The sequence below is a fragment of the Kitasatospora sp. NPDC052896 genome (assembly GCF_044547075.1).
GTDB lineage: Bacteria > Actinomycetota > Actinomycetes > Streptomycetales > Streptomycetaceae > Kitasatospora.
In genome coordinates this window covers 189,962-206,773 of the sequence record NZ_JBITZU010000007.1, presented here as the reverse complement: position 1 = coordinate 206,773, position 16,812 = coordinate 189,962, and the positions used below count along the sequence as shown (strand labels likewise).

Sequence of the window (16,812 nt, the reverse complement as noted above, 5' to 3'; positions counted from 1 at the left end):
GTGTTGTGGGACGGGTGTCACCGGGGTGGGCGGGGCCGCCGCGACTACCACGCGGCCGGCTGTGGAGGGGTGGGGCCCCCCCCCACCCGCGGGGGGGGGGGCCCCCCCCCCCGGCCCGCCCCCCCCACCGTGCTGTTCGGGCCGGGCCTCGGCCCGGCCTACTCGTGCCGACCCCGCCGCAGTCCGGCCAGCGCCCGGTCCGCCCCGGCCCGCCCGCGCTGCCGCAGCACCGCCAGCCGGTCCAGCGCCTGCCGGACCGGCCGGGCCAGCGAGGCCGGGAGCAGCACCGCGCGCAGCCGCTGCCGCCGCCCGGCCGCGGCCCGCAGACCGTCCCGGACGGTGCGGACGTCGGCCCCCAGCGGTGCCGAGGGCTCGGGATCGCGGGCGTACAGCACCCGCTCGGTGGCCAGCGCCACCCGTCCCACCGCCTCCCGCGCCGGGCCCTCCAGCCCGGCCGCCTCGGTGAGCCACTGACCGGTGTGCCGCGGGCTGTGGGCCTCGTCCGGCAGGATGCCGAGGTCCCAGGCCGAGTCGACCAGCTCGGTCCAGGCGGCCAGCACCGCGGCGTCGGTCAGCCCGCCGTCCGGCGCCCCGGGCCGCCGCCCGCCGCCCAGCCGACCGCGCCGCAGCCGGGCCCGCCACAGCATCGGCAGCAGGAGCAGCAGCAGGACGAGCAGCCCCCCGCCGACCCACGCGAGCAGCGCCGGCAGGACCGTGCCGCCCCCGACGGTCGAACCGGTGGCCGTCGTGGTCACCGGCGCCTGCTTGCCCGGGCAGTCGCCGGCCCGGCTCAGCTGCGCCGGGCAGCCGCCGCCGGTGGCCGGCAGCGCGGTCGGCTGGCCGGACGGCACCGCGCTCTGCCCGTCGGTGGGGGCGCTGGTGGCCGGCACCGGCAGGCTGCCGGAGTAGTCCGGCGGGGTGCCCCGGGTCGGCGTCGGCTCGAAGCGCAGCCAGCCCGCGCCCTGGAAGTACAGCTCGGGCCAGGCGTGGTAGTCCTGCGAGCCGACCACGTAGTTGCCGTTGCCGAGGGACCGGCCGGGAGCGAAGCCCACCGCGACCCGGGCCGGGATCCCCAGCGTGCGGGCCATCGCCGCCATCGAGGCGGCGAAGTGCACGCAGAACCCCTTCTTGTCCTGCAGGAACTTGGCGATGGCGGCGGGTCCGGTGCCAGGGTCCACCTGTGAGCTGTAGGTGAACAGACCGGAGGTGGCGAAGTAGGCCTGGAGCGCCATCGCCTTGTCGTAGTCGTCGTCCAGCCCCTGGGTGACCTGCAACGCGGTGCTGCGCACCACGCTCGGCAGGTTGCTCGGCAGCGCCAGGTCGCGACCGGTCACCGAGGCCGGCGCCGGGCCGGCCTGGCGGAGCTGGTCGGCGGTCGGCCTGGGGAGCAGCGAGGTGACCGTGTAGGAGAGGCCGGTGGCCTTCTGGCCGGAGTCCCCGATCAGCGAGCGGCTGACCGGCTCGTAGCGCCAGTCGCCGGACGGGTCGGCCCGGGTCATCGGGTAGGGCGCGGGGAGCCACTGGGTGCTGAGCTGGCCGCTGACCACCACCTGGGTCTGCATGGTGCTGCTCGCCGTCGCCGTGGAGAGCCCGTCGGGGGGCGGCAGGGTGCCCGGGACCGGCTCGGTGTCCTGCTGGCTGGGCTTCCACTCCACCCCGGTGAAGTCGTCCAGCGAGGTGATCCGCAGGTAGGAGCTCGCCGCGTCGGGACTGTCGCTGTGGTAGTGGATCAGGTCCTCGCTGCGCTGGTCGCGCAGCCCGTCGGCGAGCGAGACCACCGGGTTCAGCGCGTCGATGCTGTCGCCGTTGCCGGCGCCGGCGTCGGGGTTGCGGTTGATCAGACTGAGGTCCAGGTTCGGGGCGAGCCCCGGCAGGATCAGGGCCACCGCGAGGGCCAGCACGCCGATCAGCTGCCCGCCGGCGGCGAGTGCGGTGCTGTCCGCGCCGTTCCCGGCGGTCGGGCCGCGGAACACCCGGCCCCAGCGGGAGAGCCGGTCGCGGCCCTCGGCGTAGAGCAGCGCGAGGTAGCCGGTGGCGGCCAGCAGGAACCAGAGCCAGGCCGCCCCACTGCTCCCGGCCAGCCCGCAGCCGACGGTGAAGAGCGCCAGCAGCGGCAGCCCGGCCGGCGCGGCCCGCCGGTGGGTCACCGCCAGGGCGTCCACCAGCACCGCGACCACCGCGACCGAGGCGATCAGCAGGAACCGCAGGCCGGGGGTGGCCGGGGCCGGGATGGCGTACAGCCGGATGTCGCTGCCCGCGGAGCTGAGCAGGTCGCTCACCGCGCCGGGAGTGGCCGGCCCGGGCAGCAGGCCGCCGATCAGCGAGGGGCGCACCGCGCCGAGCAACAGCAGGTAGCACAGCACCAGCAGCTGGCCCGCCACGACCAGCAGCGGGTGCCGCGCGACCCGCCGCAGGCCCATCCCGACCAGGGCGTTGACCAGCAGCAGGGAGAGCGCGGGCACCAGCCAACCGGCCGGCTTCAGCAGCGGGGTCAGGCTGAGCGTGGCCAGGCCGGTGGCGGCCGTGGCGCTGAAGGTGAGCCGGGCGCCGGCGGTCATCCGCTCGCCCCCTTCCGGGTCGGGCCGCGGTCGGCGCCGGCCGCCTGGGCGTATCGGTCCAGCTGCCGCCAGAGATCGGGTACGGCGTCCCCGGCCCGGGCCGGCAGGACGGTCCAGCCGGCCTCGCGCAGCAGCCGCAGCGGTCGGTCGCTCTCCCGCCCGTCGTTCGGGAGGGGCCGGTCTAGCCCGGTCCAGCTGCCGGTGTCCAGCAGGAAGGCGACCGCGGTGCCGGCCCGCCGGCGCAGCCGGCCCAGGCTCGCGGTCCGCTCCTCGTCGAGCGTGCCGAGGATCGCCACCAGCAGGCCCTCGCCCTCCAGCCGCAGCGCCTCCTCGGCCTGGTCGAGTCCGGCACGGTCGGAGAGCCCCACCGCGGCGAGCGCGTCCAGCACCAGACCGACCGACTCGCCGACCGAGCCGACGGTGAGCCCCGCGGTGTCCGGCAGCGACTCGCCGGTGTCGGTCAGCAGGCGGGTCCGGAAGCCGCGCTCCAGCAGGTGCACCGCGACCGAGGCGGCACAGCTCACCGCCCACTCGAACGAGCCGGCCGGGCCGCTGCCGTGGTGGCCGATCTCGCGGGTGTCCAGCAGCACGGTGGCGCGGGTGCGCACCGGCTGCTCCTCGCGCCGGACCATCAGTTCGCCGTACTTCGCGGTGGACTTCCAGTGCACCCGGCGCAGGTCGTCGCCGTACCGGTACTCGCGCGGCACCGCGTCGTCGTCCCCGGCCTGCGCCAGCGCCCGGGAGACGCTCTCGCCGTAGCCCGCCCACTCGCCGGAGACCCGCACCGCGGGCAGCGGCAGCACCTGCGGCACCACGGTGAGCACGTCGGAGGCGTTGAACGCGCGGGTCAGCTCGCACATCCCGAACGGGTCGGAGAGCCGCAGCCGCAGCGGGCCGAGCGGGTAGCGGCCGCGCAGGTCGGAGCGGACCCGGTAGGAGACCTCGCGGTGGCCGCGCGGCTCGACCCGGTCCAGCACGAAGCGCGGGCGCGGCCCGAGCACGTACGGGACCATGTCCTCCAGCATCAGCAGCCCGGTGGGCACCCGGGAGACGTTGTCGACCCGCAGGTGCACCCGGGCCTCCTGCCCGGCGGTGGCCCGGTGCGGGGTGAGCCGGCGACCGGACGCGACCCGGTAGCGGGTGCGCACCAGCAGCACGGCGGCGGCCAGCGGCAGCGCGGCCAGTAGCACGCCGACCCGCAGCAGGGGGGCCTGGCCCAGCAGGTACGAGCAGACCACGGCGGTCAGGCCGGCGGCCAGGAACGCGCGGCCGCGGGTGGTCAGGCCGCGCAGCCCGGCCCGGAACCCGGACGGGTCATCCTGCTCCGCCACCTCAGCCTCGCCGCGCCGGGCCCTGCGGGTGGGGCTGCTGCGGACGTGGGATCGGCAACCGGGCCACCAGGTCCCGGATGATCTGCTCCGCGCCGCGCCGGGCCAGCTGGGCCTCGGCGGTCGGCAGCAGGCGGTGGGCCAGCACCGGGACGGCGAGCGCCTGGACGTCGTCCGGCAGCACGTAATCGCGCCCGGCCAGGGCGGCCGCCGCCCGGGCGGCCCGGACCAGGTGCAGGGTGGCCCGCGGCGAGGCGCCGAGCCGCAGTTCGGGGGAGGTCCGGGTGGCGGTCACCAGGTCGACCGCGTAGCGGCGGACGCTGTCGGCCACGTGCACCGCGCGGACCACGTCGATCAGCTTGAGGATGTCGTGCGCGTGCGCGACCGGCTGCAGGTCGTCCAGCGGGGAGGCGCCGCCGTGCACGTCGAGCATCGCCAGCTCGGCCTCGGGGCTGGGGTAGCCGATCGAGATCCGGGCCATGAAGCGGTCCCGCTGGGCCTCGGGCAGCGGGTAGGTGCCCTCCATCTCCACCGGGTTCTGGGTGGCCACCACCATGAACGGCGAGGGCAGCTCGTAGGTCTCGCCGTCGATGGTGACCTGCCGCTCGGCCATCGACTCGAGCAGCGCGGACTGGGTCTTCGGCGAGGCGCGGTTGATCTCGTCGCCGACCACGATCTGCGCGAAGATCGCGCCGGGACGGAACTCGAAGTCCATCCGCTGCTGGTCGAAGACGTTGGTGCCGGTGACGTCCGAGGGCAGCAGGTCGGGGGTGAACTGGATCCGGCGGACCGTGCAGTCCACCGAACGGGCCAGCGCCTTGGCGAGCATGGTCTTGCCGACGCCCGGCACGTCCTCCAGCAGCAGGTGCCCCTCGGCCAGCATCACGGTCAGCGCGATCCGGACGGCCTCCGGCTTGCCCTCGATGACGCTCTCGATCGAGGCCCGGACCCGGTTGACCACCGCTCCCAGCTCGGGCAACCCGGCCGGTCCGGCTGGACCGGCCGGGAACGCCCCGGCGCCGGGCCGCGGCCTGCCGGCGCGCCCGTCCAGAGGGGCCTGCTCGTTGTAGGTCGTCACCCGATTTGCTCCTCGCCCTGCTCGCGCCGGTCCGTCCGATCGGAGCCGGCCCACCCCGAAGTCGTTTCCGCTCACCGATGGTCGCCCATCGCAACCGGCTGGTCGGGAACGGGGTACCCGGACGGACCGCCCCAGGTGGTGCGGGGCGCGGGTCCGCAGCGGCATTCTTCCCTGAGCGGTGGCCAGAAGTCACCCGAGCAGGCGACGGCTGCCCGAACGGCCCGAGCCGGGCGAGGTCGCGGCGGGCCTGACGTCAGGTCAGTGGATTTCGCGGAGCAGGCCGGTGTGGACGTCGAAGACGAAGCCCCGGACGTTGTCGGTGTGCGGCAGGAACGGCGAGGTGCGGACCCGCTGCATGGACTGGCGCACGTCGCCGTCCAGGTCGACGAAGGACTCCACCGCCCACTGCGGGCGCTGGCCCACCTCCAGCTCGAGCTCGCGGCGGAAGTCCTCGGTCAGCCCGAGCAGGCCGCAGCCGGTGTGGTGGATCAGCGCGATCGCGCGGGTGCCCAGGGCGCGCTGGCTGATCGTCAGCGAGCGGATGGTGTCGTCGGTGACGACCCCGCCCGCGTTGCGGAGCACGTGCGCGTCGCCCAGCTCCAGGCCGAGCGCCGCGAAGAGGTCCAGGCGGGCGTCCATGCAGGCCACCACGGCGACCTTCTGCACGGGCCGGGCGTCCATGCCGCCGTCCCGGAAGGAGACGGCGTACTCGCGGTTGGCGGCGACGAAGCGATCGATAATCGTCTCGGTGGCCGGAGCGGTGGGACGGCCCGGGGCGGGCCGATCGGGGGTGACGGTCATAGGTACGACGTTAGTAGGAATTCGCTGGTCGCGGTGAGCCCTGCCCAAACCAGGCCCACCGGTGTGATGGAGCACATAGGGAGCGCGTGGCGGGGCGCGGCCGGCGCGACCCCGCGCGGTACGCTGGGCCGCAGTAGCAGCCCGCGGCCTCGTCCCGCTCCGTGCCACCTGGCGCACCTTCCCCGGCGCCGGGCGGTCACAGCCTTCCCCCTCGCGAGCGGGCGGGGACCCCGGGCGGTGTCCGGCTCACCCGTCGCGGTGGGCCAAAATGGTCGGATCACAGCTCCCCGGCGCCGTCCGCGCCCGGCGGACGGCTCCGTACCGAGGAAAGGCGCACCAGCGCATGGCCACAGGCAGCCCGGACCCCAAGCACGTACCGGTCATGCTGCAACGCTGCATGGACGCGCTCGCCCCGGCGATCAGCGCGCCCGGCGCGGTGGTGGTGGACGCGACGCTCGGCCTCGGCGGCCACAGCGAGGCGCTGCTCACCCAGTTCCCCGAGGTGCGGCTGGTGGCGGTGGACCGCGACCCGGAGGCGCTGCGGCTCTCCGCCGAGCGGCTCGCGCCGTTCGGCGACCGGGCCACCCTGGTGCACGCCGTGTACGACGAGATCCCCGAAGTGCTGGACCGGCTCGGCCTCCCCGAGATCCAGGGCGTCCTCTTCGACCTCGGGGTCTCCTCGATGCAGCTGGACGAGGCCGAGCGCGGCTTCGCCTACGCCCAGGACGCCCCGCTCGACATGCGGATGGACCAGACCCGCGGGCTGAGCGCCGCCGAGGTGCTCAACACCTACAGCCACGGCGACCTGGCCCGGATCCTCAAGGTCTACGGCGAGGAGCGGTTCGCCGGCAAGATCGCCTCGGTGATCCTCCGGGAGCGGGCGAAGGAACCGTTCACCACCAGCGCGCGTCTGGTCGAGTTGGTGCGCAACGCCATCCCGGCCGCCACCCGGCGGACCGGTGGCAACCCGGCCAAGCGGACCTTCCAGGCGCTGCGGATCGAGGTCAACGGCGAGCTGGAGGTGCTCGACCGGGCCATTCCGGGGGCGCTGGCCAGGCTCGCGGTGGGCGGCCGGATCGCCGTGATGTCCTACCAGTCGCTGGAGGACCGGCTGGTCAAGCAGTACTTCGCGGCCGGCGCCACCAGCACCGCGCCGCCCGGGCTGCCGTTCATCCCGGAGGAGCACCAGCCCTGGCTGAAGCTGCTCACCCGCGGGGCCGAGCTGGCCACCGAGGAGGAGATCGAGCAGAACCGGCGCGCCGCGCCCGTGCGGCTGCGGGTGGCGGAGAGGATCAGAGCGACCCGCTGACGGCGGGTGATCGGCTGTGGGACGCGGGCGGGCACCCGGGGCCGCACGGCCGTGCGGGGGGCGATGACGGGCGAGGCGTGAGGGAGAGCGTGGTGCCGGTACCGGCGGCCAACGATGGCATCCAGCGGGGCAGACTGCTGCCGGGGCAGGCGGGGCGGGCCCGGATCACCGTCCGTCCGGGCCGTTCGCCGCGCGGCGGTCGCGGGCGGGCGCCGTTCGCGATCCTGATGGGCCTGCTCCTCACGGCCGGCCTGCTCGGGCTGCTGATGCTCAACACCGCGCTGAACGAGGGCTCCTTCGAGCTGTCCAAGCTGCAGAAGCAGACCACCCAGCTGACCGACCAGCAGCAGGAGCTGCAGCAGCAGATCGCGCAGAACTCCGCGCCGGACGCGCTGGAGCGCAACGCCCGGCAGCTGGGCATGGTGCCGGGCGGCGACCCGGCCTTCCTGGAGGACGACGGCAGGGTGCTCGGCTCGCCCGCGCCGGCCAAGGACAGCCCGCCGGTGTCGCGCACCAGCGCCGACCTCTGGCCGGGCGAGTCGGCCGGCCAGCCCAGCCCGTCGCCGGCCACCGCGGCCTCGCCCGCCACGGCGTCGCTGGTCGCCGCCGCCCCGGCCGCCACCGGCGAGGGCGCGATCCGGGTGGACCCGGTCACCCCGTCGCCGAACGGCGGTGCCACGCGATGACCACCCCGCGCCGCCCCCGGACCCCGGACGATCGTCCGCGCAAGCCCGCCGCACCCCAGCAGCGCAAGGGCGCCGGCACCGCGCGCCCTCCGCAGCGGGTCCCGCGCCCGGGCGAGCGCCCGCGCAAGCCCGTCCCGCGCCCGCCGGCCCGGCCGCAGCCGCGCCGGCTCCAGCTGGCCGACCCGCGCCGCCGGCTGCGGGTGGTGACCGTGGCGCTGGCCGTGGTCTTCTCGATCTTCGCCGGCCGGCTGGTGCAGATCCAGTTCCTCGACGCCGGCGAACTGAGCCGGGACGCCAGCCGCTACCGCTACCAGGACGTGGTGCTGCCCGCCCAGCGCGGCGCGATAACGTCCTCCGACGGCGTGGCCCTGGCGACCACCGTGGACGCCTACGACATCACCGCCGACCCGACCATGTTCACCGCGGACCAGCTGCACGTCCCGGACGGCCCGGAGCAGGCCGCCGACCTGCTGGCGCCGATCCTGGGCCTGGCCAAGGACAAGCTGGCCGCCAAGCTGCGCACGCCGAAGAGCCGGGGCGTCACGCTGGCGTTCAAGCAGAGCCCGCAGGTCCGCAACCAGATCCTGGACCTCAAGGCCTCGCTCGGCCAGAAGATCAACACCAAGGCCTGCCGGGCCGAGCAGGCGCAGCTGGCCAAGCCGGCCGACCAGGGCGGCCGGAGCAGCCTGGACGACTCCTGCGTCAACCCGCTCACCGGGGTCTTCTCCGGCGACCTGACCAGCAAGCGGATCTACCCGGCCGACGGCCTGGCCTCCAACCTGGTCGGTTTCGTCAACGCGCAGGGCAACGGCGCGGGCGGCCTGGAGCTGCAGTACCAGCAGCAGCTCGCCGGCCAGCCCGGCTACAGCTACTCGGAGCAGTCCGGCGGCCAGCAGATCCCCACCGGCTCCGACTCGACGAAGCCCGCGGTGCCCGGCAGCGACCTGCGGCTGAGCATCAACCGGGACATCCAGTGGGCCGCCCAGCGGGCCATCACCGACCAGGTCAGCGCGTCCGGGGCGGAGAAGGGCTACGTGATCGTCCAGGACGTGCGGACCGGTCAGATCCTCGCCATGGCCACCTCGCCCGGCTTCGACCCGAACGACCTGAGCAGCGCGAGCCCGGACCAGCTCGGCAACCCGGCCCTGCAGGACGCCTACGAGCCCGGCAGCACCGCCAAGCTGATGACCATGGCCGCGGTGCTGGACACCGGCGCGGCGACCTGGGACACCCACGTCACCGTGCCCGGCACGCTGACCCGGGCCGGCCAGGTCTTCCACGACGACGTGGACCACGGCACCTGGTACCTGACGCTGAACGGCGTGCTCGCCAAGTCGTCCAACATCGGCACCATCGAGGCCGCCGAGCACCTGGGCGGGACCCAGCCGCAGGCCAACGCCGTGCTCGGCGGCTACCTGCAGAAGTTCGGCATCGGGCAGCCGACCGGGCTCGGGTTCCCCGGCGAGACCCGGGGCATCCTGGCCGACCCGCAGAGCTGGAAGGGCACCCAGCAGTACACCATCCCGTTCGGCCAGGGCCTCTCCGTGAACGCGCTGCAGGCCACCTCGGTCTACTCGACGATCGCCAACGGCGGCGTGCGGGTCGCGCCCACCCTGGTCGAGGGCAGCACCGGCCCGGACGGCAAGTACACCCCGGCGCCGGCCCCGGCCGAGACCCGGGTGGTGAGCCCGCAGACCGCCAAGACGCTCGGCCAGATGCTGGAGTCGGTGGTCACCGACGACCAGGGCACCGGCAACACCGCCCAGATCCCCGGCTACCGGGTCGCCGGCAAGACCGGCACCGCCAACCGGGTGGACCCCAAGACCGGGCTCTACAACGGCTACACCGCCTCGTTCATCGGCTTCGCACCCGCCGACCAGCCCCGGCTGACCGTCTCCTGCGTCATCCAGAACCCGACCACCGGCAGTCACTTCGGCGGCCCGCTCTGCGGACCGGTGTTCAAACAGGTGATGGAGTTCGCCCTGGAGACCCTCCAGGTGCCGCCGAGCGGCAGCGAGGCCCCCAACCTGCCCGTCGACTGGAAGCCCTGAACCATGAGCACCGAGCCCGACCGCGCTGTGAACCCGCTCACACCCGGGGGCCCGCCGGCCCCGGTGCCCCAGGGGACCGACGGGGCCTCACTTGGCCTCGACGGCCCCGGGGCCGATAGCCTGCCCGCCGTGCCGAAATCAGACCAAACCAGTGTGACCCCGCCCCGCCCGAGCACGGCGGCGCCGACCCCGCTCGCCGAGATCGCCGCGGTCCTCGGCCTGCCGGAGGTCGCCGGAGCCGCCGTCACCGGCATCACCCACGACTCCCGCGCGGTCCGTCCGGGCGACGTGTACGTGGCGTTCGCCGGCGCCAACCACCACGGCGCGGCCTTCGCCGGCCAGGCGGTGGCGGCGGGTGCGGTCGCGGTGCTGACCGACCGGGCCGGGGCCGAGCAGGCCGCCGCGCACGGGGTCCCGCTGCTGGTGGTGGAGAACCCGCGGGCCTGGATGGGCGCGCTGGCGGCCCGGATCTACGGCGACCCGTCGAAGTCCCTGCTGACCCTCGGCCTGACCGGTACCAACGGCAAGACCACCACCTCGTACCTGGTCGAGGGCGGGCTGCGCGGTGCCGGCCGGACCCCCGGTGTGATCGGCACCGTCGAGATGCGGGTCGGCACCGAGCGGATCAAGAGCGAGCGGACCACCCCCGAGGCCACCGACCTGCACGCGATCCTCGCGGTGATGCGCGAGCGCGGCGCGGACGCGGTGGTGATGGAGGTCTCCAGCCACGCCCTGGTGTTCGGCCGGGCGGACGGCGTCGAGTACGACGTCGCGCTCTTCAACAACCTGACCCCGGAGCACCTGGACTTCCACCCGGACATGGAGGACTACTTCCGGGCCAAGGCGCGGCTCTTCGAGCCGGGCCGGACCAGGGCCGGGGTGGTCAACCTGGACGACGCCTACGGCCGCCGGCTGGCCGCCGAGGCCGCCATCCCGGTGACCACCTTCTCCGCGACCGGCGCGGCCGAGGCCCACTGGCGGGCGGTGGACGTCCAGCTCGGTCCGATCGGTTCGACCTTCCGGGTGGTCGGCCCGGGCGGGCAGTCGGCGGACGCCGCCGTCCCGCTGCCCGGCCCGTTCAACGTCGCCAACGCGCTGGCGGCGATCACCGTGCTGGTGACCGCCGGGCTGCCGCTGGCCGAGGCGGCGGCCGGGGTGGCCGCCGTGCCGGGCGTGCCGGGCCGGCTGGAGCGGGTGGACGCCGGGCAGGCCTACGTGGCCGTGGTGGACTACGCGCACAAGCCGGACGCCCTGCAGGCCGTGCTCTCCTCGCTGCGCGAGGTCACCAAGGGCCGGCTGCACGTGGTGGTCGGCTGCGGCGGGGACCGTGACCCGTTCAAGCGCGGCCCGATGGGCGCGATCGCCGCCCGGCTGGCCGACACCGCGGTGCTGACCAGCGACAACCCGCGCTCGGAGGACGCCCTGGCGATCCTCGGCAGCATGCTGGGCGGCGTGCTGGAGGTGCCGGAGGCCGAGCGCGGCGAGGTGCTGCTGGTGCCGGACCGGGCCGAGGCGATCGCCGCCGCGGTGGCCCGCGCGCACGCCGGTGACACCGTGCTGGTGGCCGGCAAGGGGCACGAGCTCGGCCAGTACGTACGTGACGAGATCCGCCCGTTCGACGACCGGGAGGTGCTGCGCGCGGCGATCGCCCGCACCCACCCGACCGGCGTCGAGGGCCACCGAGGAGTAGAGCAGCCGTGATCGCACTGACCCTGGCCGAGGTGGCCGCCGCCACCGGCGGCCGTCTCGCCGACGTGACGGACCCGCAGGCCCAGGTGACCGCCCCGGTGGTGGTCGACTCCCGGAAGGTCGAGCCGGGCGGCCTGTTCGCGGCGTTCCTCGGCGAGCGGGTGGACGGCCACGACTACGCCGAGCGCGCGATCGCGGCGGGTGCCGTGGCGGTGCTGGCCGAGCGGCCGGTCGGGGTGCCCGCGGTGCTGGTCGAGAACGCCCAGACGGCGCTCGGCCTGCTCACCCGGGCGGTGGCCGAGCGGGCCAAGGCGGTCCGCACCGTGGCGCTGACCGGCTCGGCCGGGAAGACCAGCACCAAGGACCTGATCGCCCAGCTGCTGGAGCGGATCGGGCCGACGGTGTACACCGAGGGCTCGCTCAACAACGAGCTCGGCCTGCCGCTGACGGTCAGCCGGGTCGAGGAGTCCACCCGGCACCTGGTGCTGGAGATGGGCGCCCGGCACAAGGGCGACATCGCCTACCTGACCGGTCTGGTGCGCCCGTCGATCGGCCTGGTGCTCAACGTCGGCTCCGCGCACCTGGGGGAGTTCGGCTCCAAGGAGGGCATCGCCGAGGCCAAGGGCGAGCTGGTGGAGTCGCTGGCCGAGGACGGCGTCGCGGTGCTGAACGCGGACGACCCGCTGGTGCGGGCGATGGCCGCGCGCACCCGGGCCCGGGTGGTCTTCTTCGGCGAGGGCCGGGAGGCCCAGGTCCGCGCACAGGATGTTCGCCTCGACTCCACCGGCCGTCCATCGTTCACGCTGATCACCCCGGCCGGTTCCGCACCGGTTCAGCTGCGCCTGTACGGTGAGCACCACGTCTCGAACGCCCTCGCCGCCGCCGCGGTGGCGATGGAGCTCGGACTGTCCGTCGATGACACCGCCGCCGCCCTGGGCGAGGCGGGTGCGCTGTCCCGCTGGCGCATGGAGGTCACCGAACGGGCCGACGGTGTCACGATCGTGAACGACGCCTACAACGCGAACCCGGAGTCGATGCGGGCCGCGCTGCGGGCGCTCGCGACGATGGGGGGCCGCGGTCCGGAGCGCCGCCGCACCTGGGCGGTGCTCGGCGAGATGCGGGAGCTCGGCGAGGAGAGCCTCGACGAGCACGACGCCATCGGGCGGCTCGCGGTCCGACTCGACGTCACCAAGTTGGTGGCGGTGGGCGGGCGCGAGGCGGCCTGCATGGAACTGGGCGCGAGGAACGAAGGTTCGTGGGGTGAGGAGTCGGTGCTGGTGTCCGACGCGGAGGCGGCGGTCGAGCTGCTGCGCGGTCAGCTGCGGCCTGGGGACGTGGTGCTGGTGAAGGCCAGCCGATCGGTGGGTCTGGAGAAGGTCGCCGAGGCGCTACTCGCCGGCGGTGATGCCCGGTGATGAAGCAGATCCTCTACTCCGGCATGATCGGGCTGGTGCTGACGCTGTTCGGCACCCCGGCCCTGATCAAGCTGCTGGCCCGGCACGGCTACGGCCAGTACATCCGGGACGACGGCCCCAAGGCGCACCACAGCAAGCGCGGGACCCCGACCATGGGTGGGATCGCCTTCATCCTGGCCACCCTGATCGCCTACTTCGCCACCAAGGCGATCGCGGGTGAGCGGCCCAGCGCCTCGGCGCTGCTGGTGCTCTTCCTGACGGCGGGTCTGGGCCTGGTCGGCTTCCTGGACGACTACATCAAGGTGGTCAAGCGGCGCTCACTGGGCCTGCGGGCCAAGGCGAAGCTGCTCGGGCAGTCCTTCGTGGCACTGGCCTTCGCGATCCTGTCGCTGCAGTTCAGCGACAACCGCGGGATCACCCCGGCCTCCACGCACCTCTCGTTCGTCCGGGACTTCGGCTGGTCGATCGGCCCGGTGCTGTTCGTGATGTTCGCGTACTTCATGATCGCGGCGATGTCGAACGGCGTGAACCTGACGGACGGTCTGGACGGCCTGGCCACCGGCGCGTCGGTGATGGTCTTCGGGGCGTACACCTTCATCGGCGTCTGGCAGTACGGCCAGACCTGCTCGCGGATGCTGAGCGCGACCGCCAACTGCTACGAGGTCCGCGACCCGCTGGACCTGGCGGTGGTGGCCTCCGCGCTGATGGGCTCCTGCTTCGGCTTCCTGTGGTGGAACACCTCGCCCGCCAAGATCTTCATGGGCGACACCGGCTCGCTGGCCCTCGGTGGCGCACTGGCCGGGCTGGCCATCTGCTCGCGCACCGAGCTGCTGCTCGCGCTGCTCGGCGGCCTCTTCGTGATCATCACCCTCTCGGTGATCATCCAGGTCGGCTCGTTCCGGATGACCGGCAAGCGGGTCTTCAAGATGGCGCCACTCCAGCACCACTTCGAACTCAAGGGCTGGAGCGAAGTGCTGATCGTGGTGCGGTTCTGGATCATCCAGGGCCTCTGCGTCGCGGTCGGCCTCGGCCTCTTCTACGCGGGATGGGTGACCAGTTGACGATCCAGGAGTGGACCGGGCTGCCGGTCGCCGTGGCGGGCCTCGGGGTCTCCGGGATCAGCGCCGCCCGGGTGCTGCGCGACCTCGGTGCCGAGGTCACCGTGGTGGACGGCGGCGACGGCCCGGCGCTGCGGGCCAGGGCCGCCGAGCTGACCGGCATCACCGTCCGCCTCGGCGACGGTGACACGCTGCCCGAGGGCACCCGACTGGTCGTCACCTCGCCCGGCTGGCCGCCGAGCAGCCCGCTCTTCGCCGCCGCGGACCGGGCCGGCGTGCCGGTCTGGGGCGACGTGGAGCTGGCCTGGCAGCTGCGCAAGCCGCTGCCCGCCACCGGCGAGCCGGCCCCCTGGCTGGCCGTCACCGGCACCAACGGCAAGACCACCACGGTCCAGATGCTCGCCTCGATCCTGACCGCCGCGGGCCGGCGGACCGCCGCGGTCGGCAACGTCGGGGTCTCGGTGCTGGACGCCGTGCTGGCCGGCTTCGAGGGTGAGGGCGAGCCGTACGACGTGCTCGCGGTCGAGCTCTCCAGCTACCAGCTGCACTGGGCGCCCAGCCTGCGCCCGCACTCCGCCGCGGTGCTCAACCTGGCCCCGGACCACCTGGACTGGCACGGCTCGATGGCGGCCTACGCCGCCGACAAGGGCCGGATCTTCCAGGGCAACCAGGTCGCCTGCGTCTACAACCTGGCCGACCCGGCCACCGAGGAACTGGTCCGCGAGGCCGACGTCGAGGAGGGCTGCCGAGCGATCGGCTTCGGCCTCGACGCGCCGGGCCCCTCCCAGTTCGGCGTGGTGGACGGCCTGCTGGTGGACCGGGCCTTCGTGCCGGACCGCCAGAAGAACGCCGCCGAGATCGGCGCGGTCTCCGACGTCAACCCGCCGGCCCCGCACAACATCGCCAACGCCCTGGCGGCGGCGGCGCTGGCCCGGGCCTACGGGGTGGACACCAAGGCGGTCCGGGACGGGCTGCGGGCCTTCGCGCCCGACGCGCACCGGATCGCCCGGGTGGCCGAGGTGGCCGGGGTGACCTGGATCGACGACTCCAAGGCCACCAACACCCACGCGGCGGCCGCCTCGCTGGCGGCCTACCAGCCGATCGTGTGGATCGCCGGCGGCCTGGCCAAGGGCGCCGACTTCGACGACCTGGTCCGCGGCGCGGCCGGCCGGCTGCGCGGTGCCGTGCTGATCGGTGCCGACCGGGCGCTGATCCGGGAGGCGCTGGCGCGACACGCCCCGGATGTACCAGTGATCGAACCGGCCGAAGGTGAGACTGGCGCGGTGGCGATGGCCGAGACGGTGCGTGCGGCCGCGAGCCTGGCCCGGCCGGGGGACACGGTCCTGCTCGCCCCGGCCTGTGCGTCGATGGACATGTTCACCAACTACGGCGAGCGGGGCGACCTGTTCGCCGCGGCGGTACGGGAGCTGACGAAGTAGCGGGCACACGGGAGAGGGGCGACGCGGTGGCGGGTCAGAGCAGGGCGGAGACGACCGCACCGCCGGAGCGCGGCCCCTCCCGGCTGAACTTCATCTCGGCGACCACCACGACCTTCAAGACCGAGGGCCTGACCGGCCAGCTGCGCGCGCTGCGCGACCGGCTGCGCTACACACTGGCCCGGCCGCTCACGCCGTACTACCTGATCCTCGGGGCGTCGGCGCTGCTGCTGGTGCTCGGTCTGATCATGGTCTTCTCGGCGTCCAACATCACCGCCATCCACCAGGGTCTGCCCGGTCTGTACTACTTCCGCAAGCAGCTGGTGGCGGTGCTGCTGGGCAGCGTGCTGCTGGTGGCGGCGGCCCGGGTGCCGCCGGCGGTGCACCGGGTGCTGGCGTACCCGGTGCTGCTGGGCGCGATCGGCGCGCTGGTGCTGGTGGCCATCCCGGGCGTCGGGATGCGGATCAACGGCAACCAGAACTGGCTGAACTTCGGTTTCTTCCAGCTCCAGCCCTCGGAGTTCGCCAAGCTCGCGCTGGTGCTCTGGGGGGCCGACCTGCTGGCCCGCAAGCAGAAGGCCGGCACCCTGACCCAGTGGAAGCACCTGCTGGTCCCGCTGGTGCCGGGCGCCCTGCTGCTGCTCCTGCTGATCATGCTCGGCGGTGACATGGGGACCTCGATGATCCTGGTCGCCATGGTCTTCGCACTGCTCTGGATGGTCGGCGCACCGCTGCGGCTGTTCGTCGCCACCCTGGGCATCGCCGTGGTGGCCTGCACCGCACTGATCATCACCGTGCCGCACCGGCTCGACCGGCTGGCCTGCATCGGGATCACCAAGCAGGTGCCCGGGCCCGACTGCTTCCAGGCCCTGCACGGCCTCTACGCCTTCGGGCTGGGCGGGATCTTCGGGACCGGGCTGGGCGCGGGCTACGAGAAGTGGGGCCAGCTGCCCGAGGCGCACACCGACTTCATCTTCGCCGCCACCGGCGAGGAACTGGGTCTGGTGGGGACGCTGTCGGTCATCGGTCTCTTCGCGGCACTAGGGTATGCGGGTATCCGTGTGGCCATCGGCACGAAGGACACCTTCGTCAGGTACGCCGCGGGAGCCGCCACCACGTGGATCATGGCCCAGGCCGTGATCAACCTGGGGTCGGCGCTGGGACTGCTGCCCATCGCGGGCGTCCCCCTCCCGCTGTTCTCCTACGGGGGGTCCGCCATGCTGTCGGCCATGTGTGCCCTGGGCATGCTGCTCTGCTTCGCACGCAGCATGCCGGGGGCGAAGGCGGCCCTGGCCGCCCGGAGCTCGAAGTCCCGGTTCAGGACAGGTCTGCGCCGGGTGCTGCCACGACGACGAACCACAGCGCGCCCGGCCGCCCGGCCGCCGCGCAGGGAGCGGTGAATT

At 74.1% G+C, this 16,812-nt stretch carries 12 protein-coding genes; 8 read left to right on the top strand and 4 right to left on the bottom strand.

Annotated elements, in window-relative coordinates; all coding sequences use genetic code 11:
• Positions 1-158: 158 nt before the first annotated feature.
• From ACIGXM_RS17260 to ACIGXM_RS17245, 4 genes are all read right to left on the bottom strand, one after another.
• Positions 159-2,558, bottom strand: a complete 2,400-nt coding sequence (locus ACIGXM_RS17260) for a transglutaminaseTgpA domain-containing protein (protein ID WP_396561614.1) — start codon at positions 2,556-2,558, stop codon at positions 159-161.
• Positions 2,555-3,889 carry a DUF58 domain-containing protein gene (locus ACIGXM_RS17255; protein ID WP_396561612.1) on the bottom strand — a complete coding sequence of 445 codons (1,335 nt, stop codon included), beginning with the start codon at positions 3,887-3,889 and terminating at the stop codon, positions 2,555-2,557. The genes ACIGXM_RS17260 and ACIGXM_RS17255 overlap by 4 nt, the downstream gene beginning before the upstream one ends.
• A 1-nt stretch (position 3,890) precedes the next feature.
• Positions 3,891-4,865: an AAA family ATPase gene (locus ACIGXM_RS17250; protein WP_396561959.1), complete on the bottom strand. Its 975-nt coding sequence runs from the start codon at positions 4,863-4,865 to the stop codon at positions 3,891-3,893.
• A 357-nt stretch (positions 4,866-5,222) separates the two neighbouring features.
• The gene (locus ACIGXM_RS17245) at positions 5,223-5,765 is read right to left on the bottom strand and encodes a beta-class carbonic anhydrase (RefSeq protein ID WP_396561610.1); all 543 of its coding nucleotides are present in this window, start codon (positions 5,763-5,765) and stop codon (positions 5,223-5,225) included.
• A gap of 343 nt (positions 5,766-6,108) precedes the next feature.
• Here ACIGXM_RS17245 and rsmH point away from each other — a divergent pair, with 343 nt between their 5' ends.
• The 8 genes from rsmH to ftsW all read left to right on the top strand — a co-directional run bounded on the left by rsmH (position 6,109) and on the right by ftsW (position 16,809).
• A complete protein-coding gene (gene rsmH, locus ACIGXM_RS17240; RefSeq protein ID WP_396561608.1) occupies positions 6,109-7,074 on the top strand; it encodes a 16S rRNA (cytosine(1402)-N(4))-methyltransferase RsmH in 966 nt (321 codons plus the stop codon).
• 77 nt (positions 7,075-7,151) lie between these two features.
• Positions 7,152-7,760, top strand: a complete 609-nt coding sequence (locus ACIGXM_RS17235; RefSeq protein ID WP_396561606.1) for a septum formation initiator family protein — start codon at positions 7,152-7,154, stop codon at positions 7,758-7,760.
• Positions 7,757-9,811 (top strand): peptidoglycan D,D-transpeptidase FtsI family protein, encoded by a 2,055-nt coding sequence (locus ACIGXM_RS17230; RefSeq protein ID WP_396561604.1) that lies wholly within the window; start codon positions 7,757-7,759, stop codon positions 9,809-9,811. The genes ACIGXM_RS17235 and ACIGXM_RS17230 overlap by 4 nt, the downstream gene beginning before the upstream one ends.
• 129 nt (positions 9,812-9,940) lie before the next feature.
• Positions 9,941-11,512, top strand: coding sequence for a UDP-N-acetylmuramoyl-L-alanyl-D-glutamate--2,6-diaminopimelate ligase (locus ACIGXM_RS17225; RefSeq protein WP_396561602.1), 1,572 nt, complete (start codon positions 9,941-9,943; stop codon positions 11,510-11,512).
• On the top strand, positions 11,509-12,915 hold the full coding sequence (murF, locus tag ACIGXM_RS17220) for a UDP-N-acetylmuramoyl-tripeptide--D-alanyl-D-alanine ligase (RefSeq protein ID WP_396561600.1): 1,407 nt from the start codon (positions 11,509-11,511) through the stop codon (positions 12,913-12,915). Before ACIGXM_RS17225 ends, murF begins: the two co-directional genes overlap by 4 nt.
• A complete protein-coding gene (mraY, locus tag ACIGXM_RS17215; protein WP_396561957.1) occupies positions 12,915-13,976 on the top strand; it encodes a phospho-N-acetylmuramoyl-pentapeptide-transferase in 1,062 nt (353 codons plus the stop codon). Before murF ends, mraY begins: the two co-directional genes overlap by 1 nt.
• The gene (gene murD, locus ACIGXM_RS17210; protein WP_396561598.1) at positions 13,961-15,412 is read left to right on the top strand and encodes a UDP-N-acetylmuramoyl-L-alanine--D-glutamate ligase; all 1,452 of its coding nucleotides are present in this window, start codon (positions 13,961-13,963) and stop codon (positions 15,410-15,412) included. Before mraY ends, murD begins: the two co-directional genes overlap by 16 nt.
• Before the next feature lie 26 nt (positions 15,413-15,438).
• Positions 15,439-16,809, top strand: coding sequence for a putative lipid II flippase FtsW (gene ftsW / locus ACIGXM_RS17205; protein ID WP_396561596.1), 1,371 nt, complete (start codon positions 15,439-15,441; stop codon positions 16,807-16,809).
• Positions 16,810-16,812: the final 3 nt, after the last annotated feature.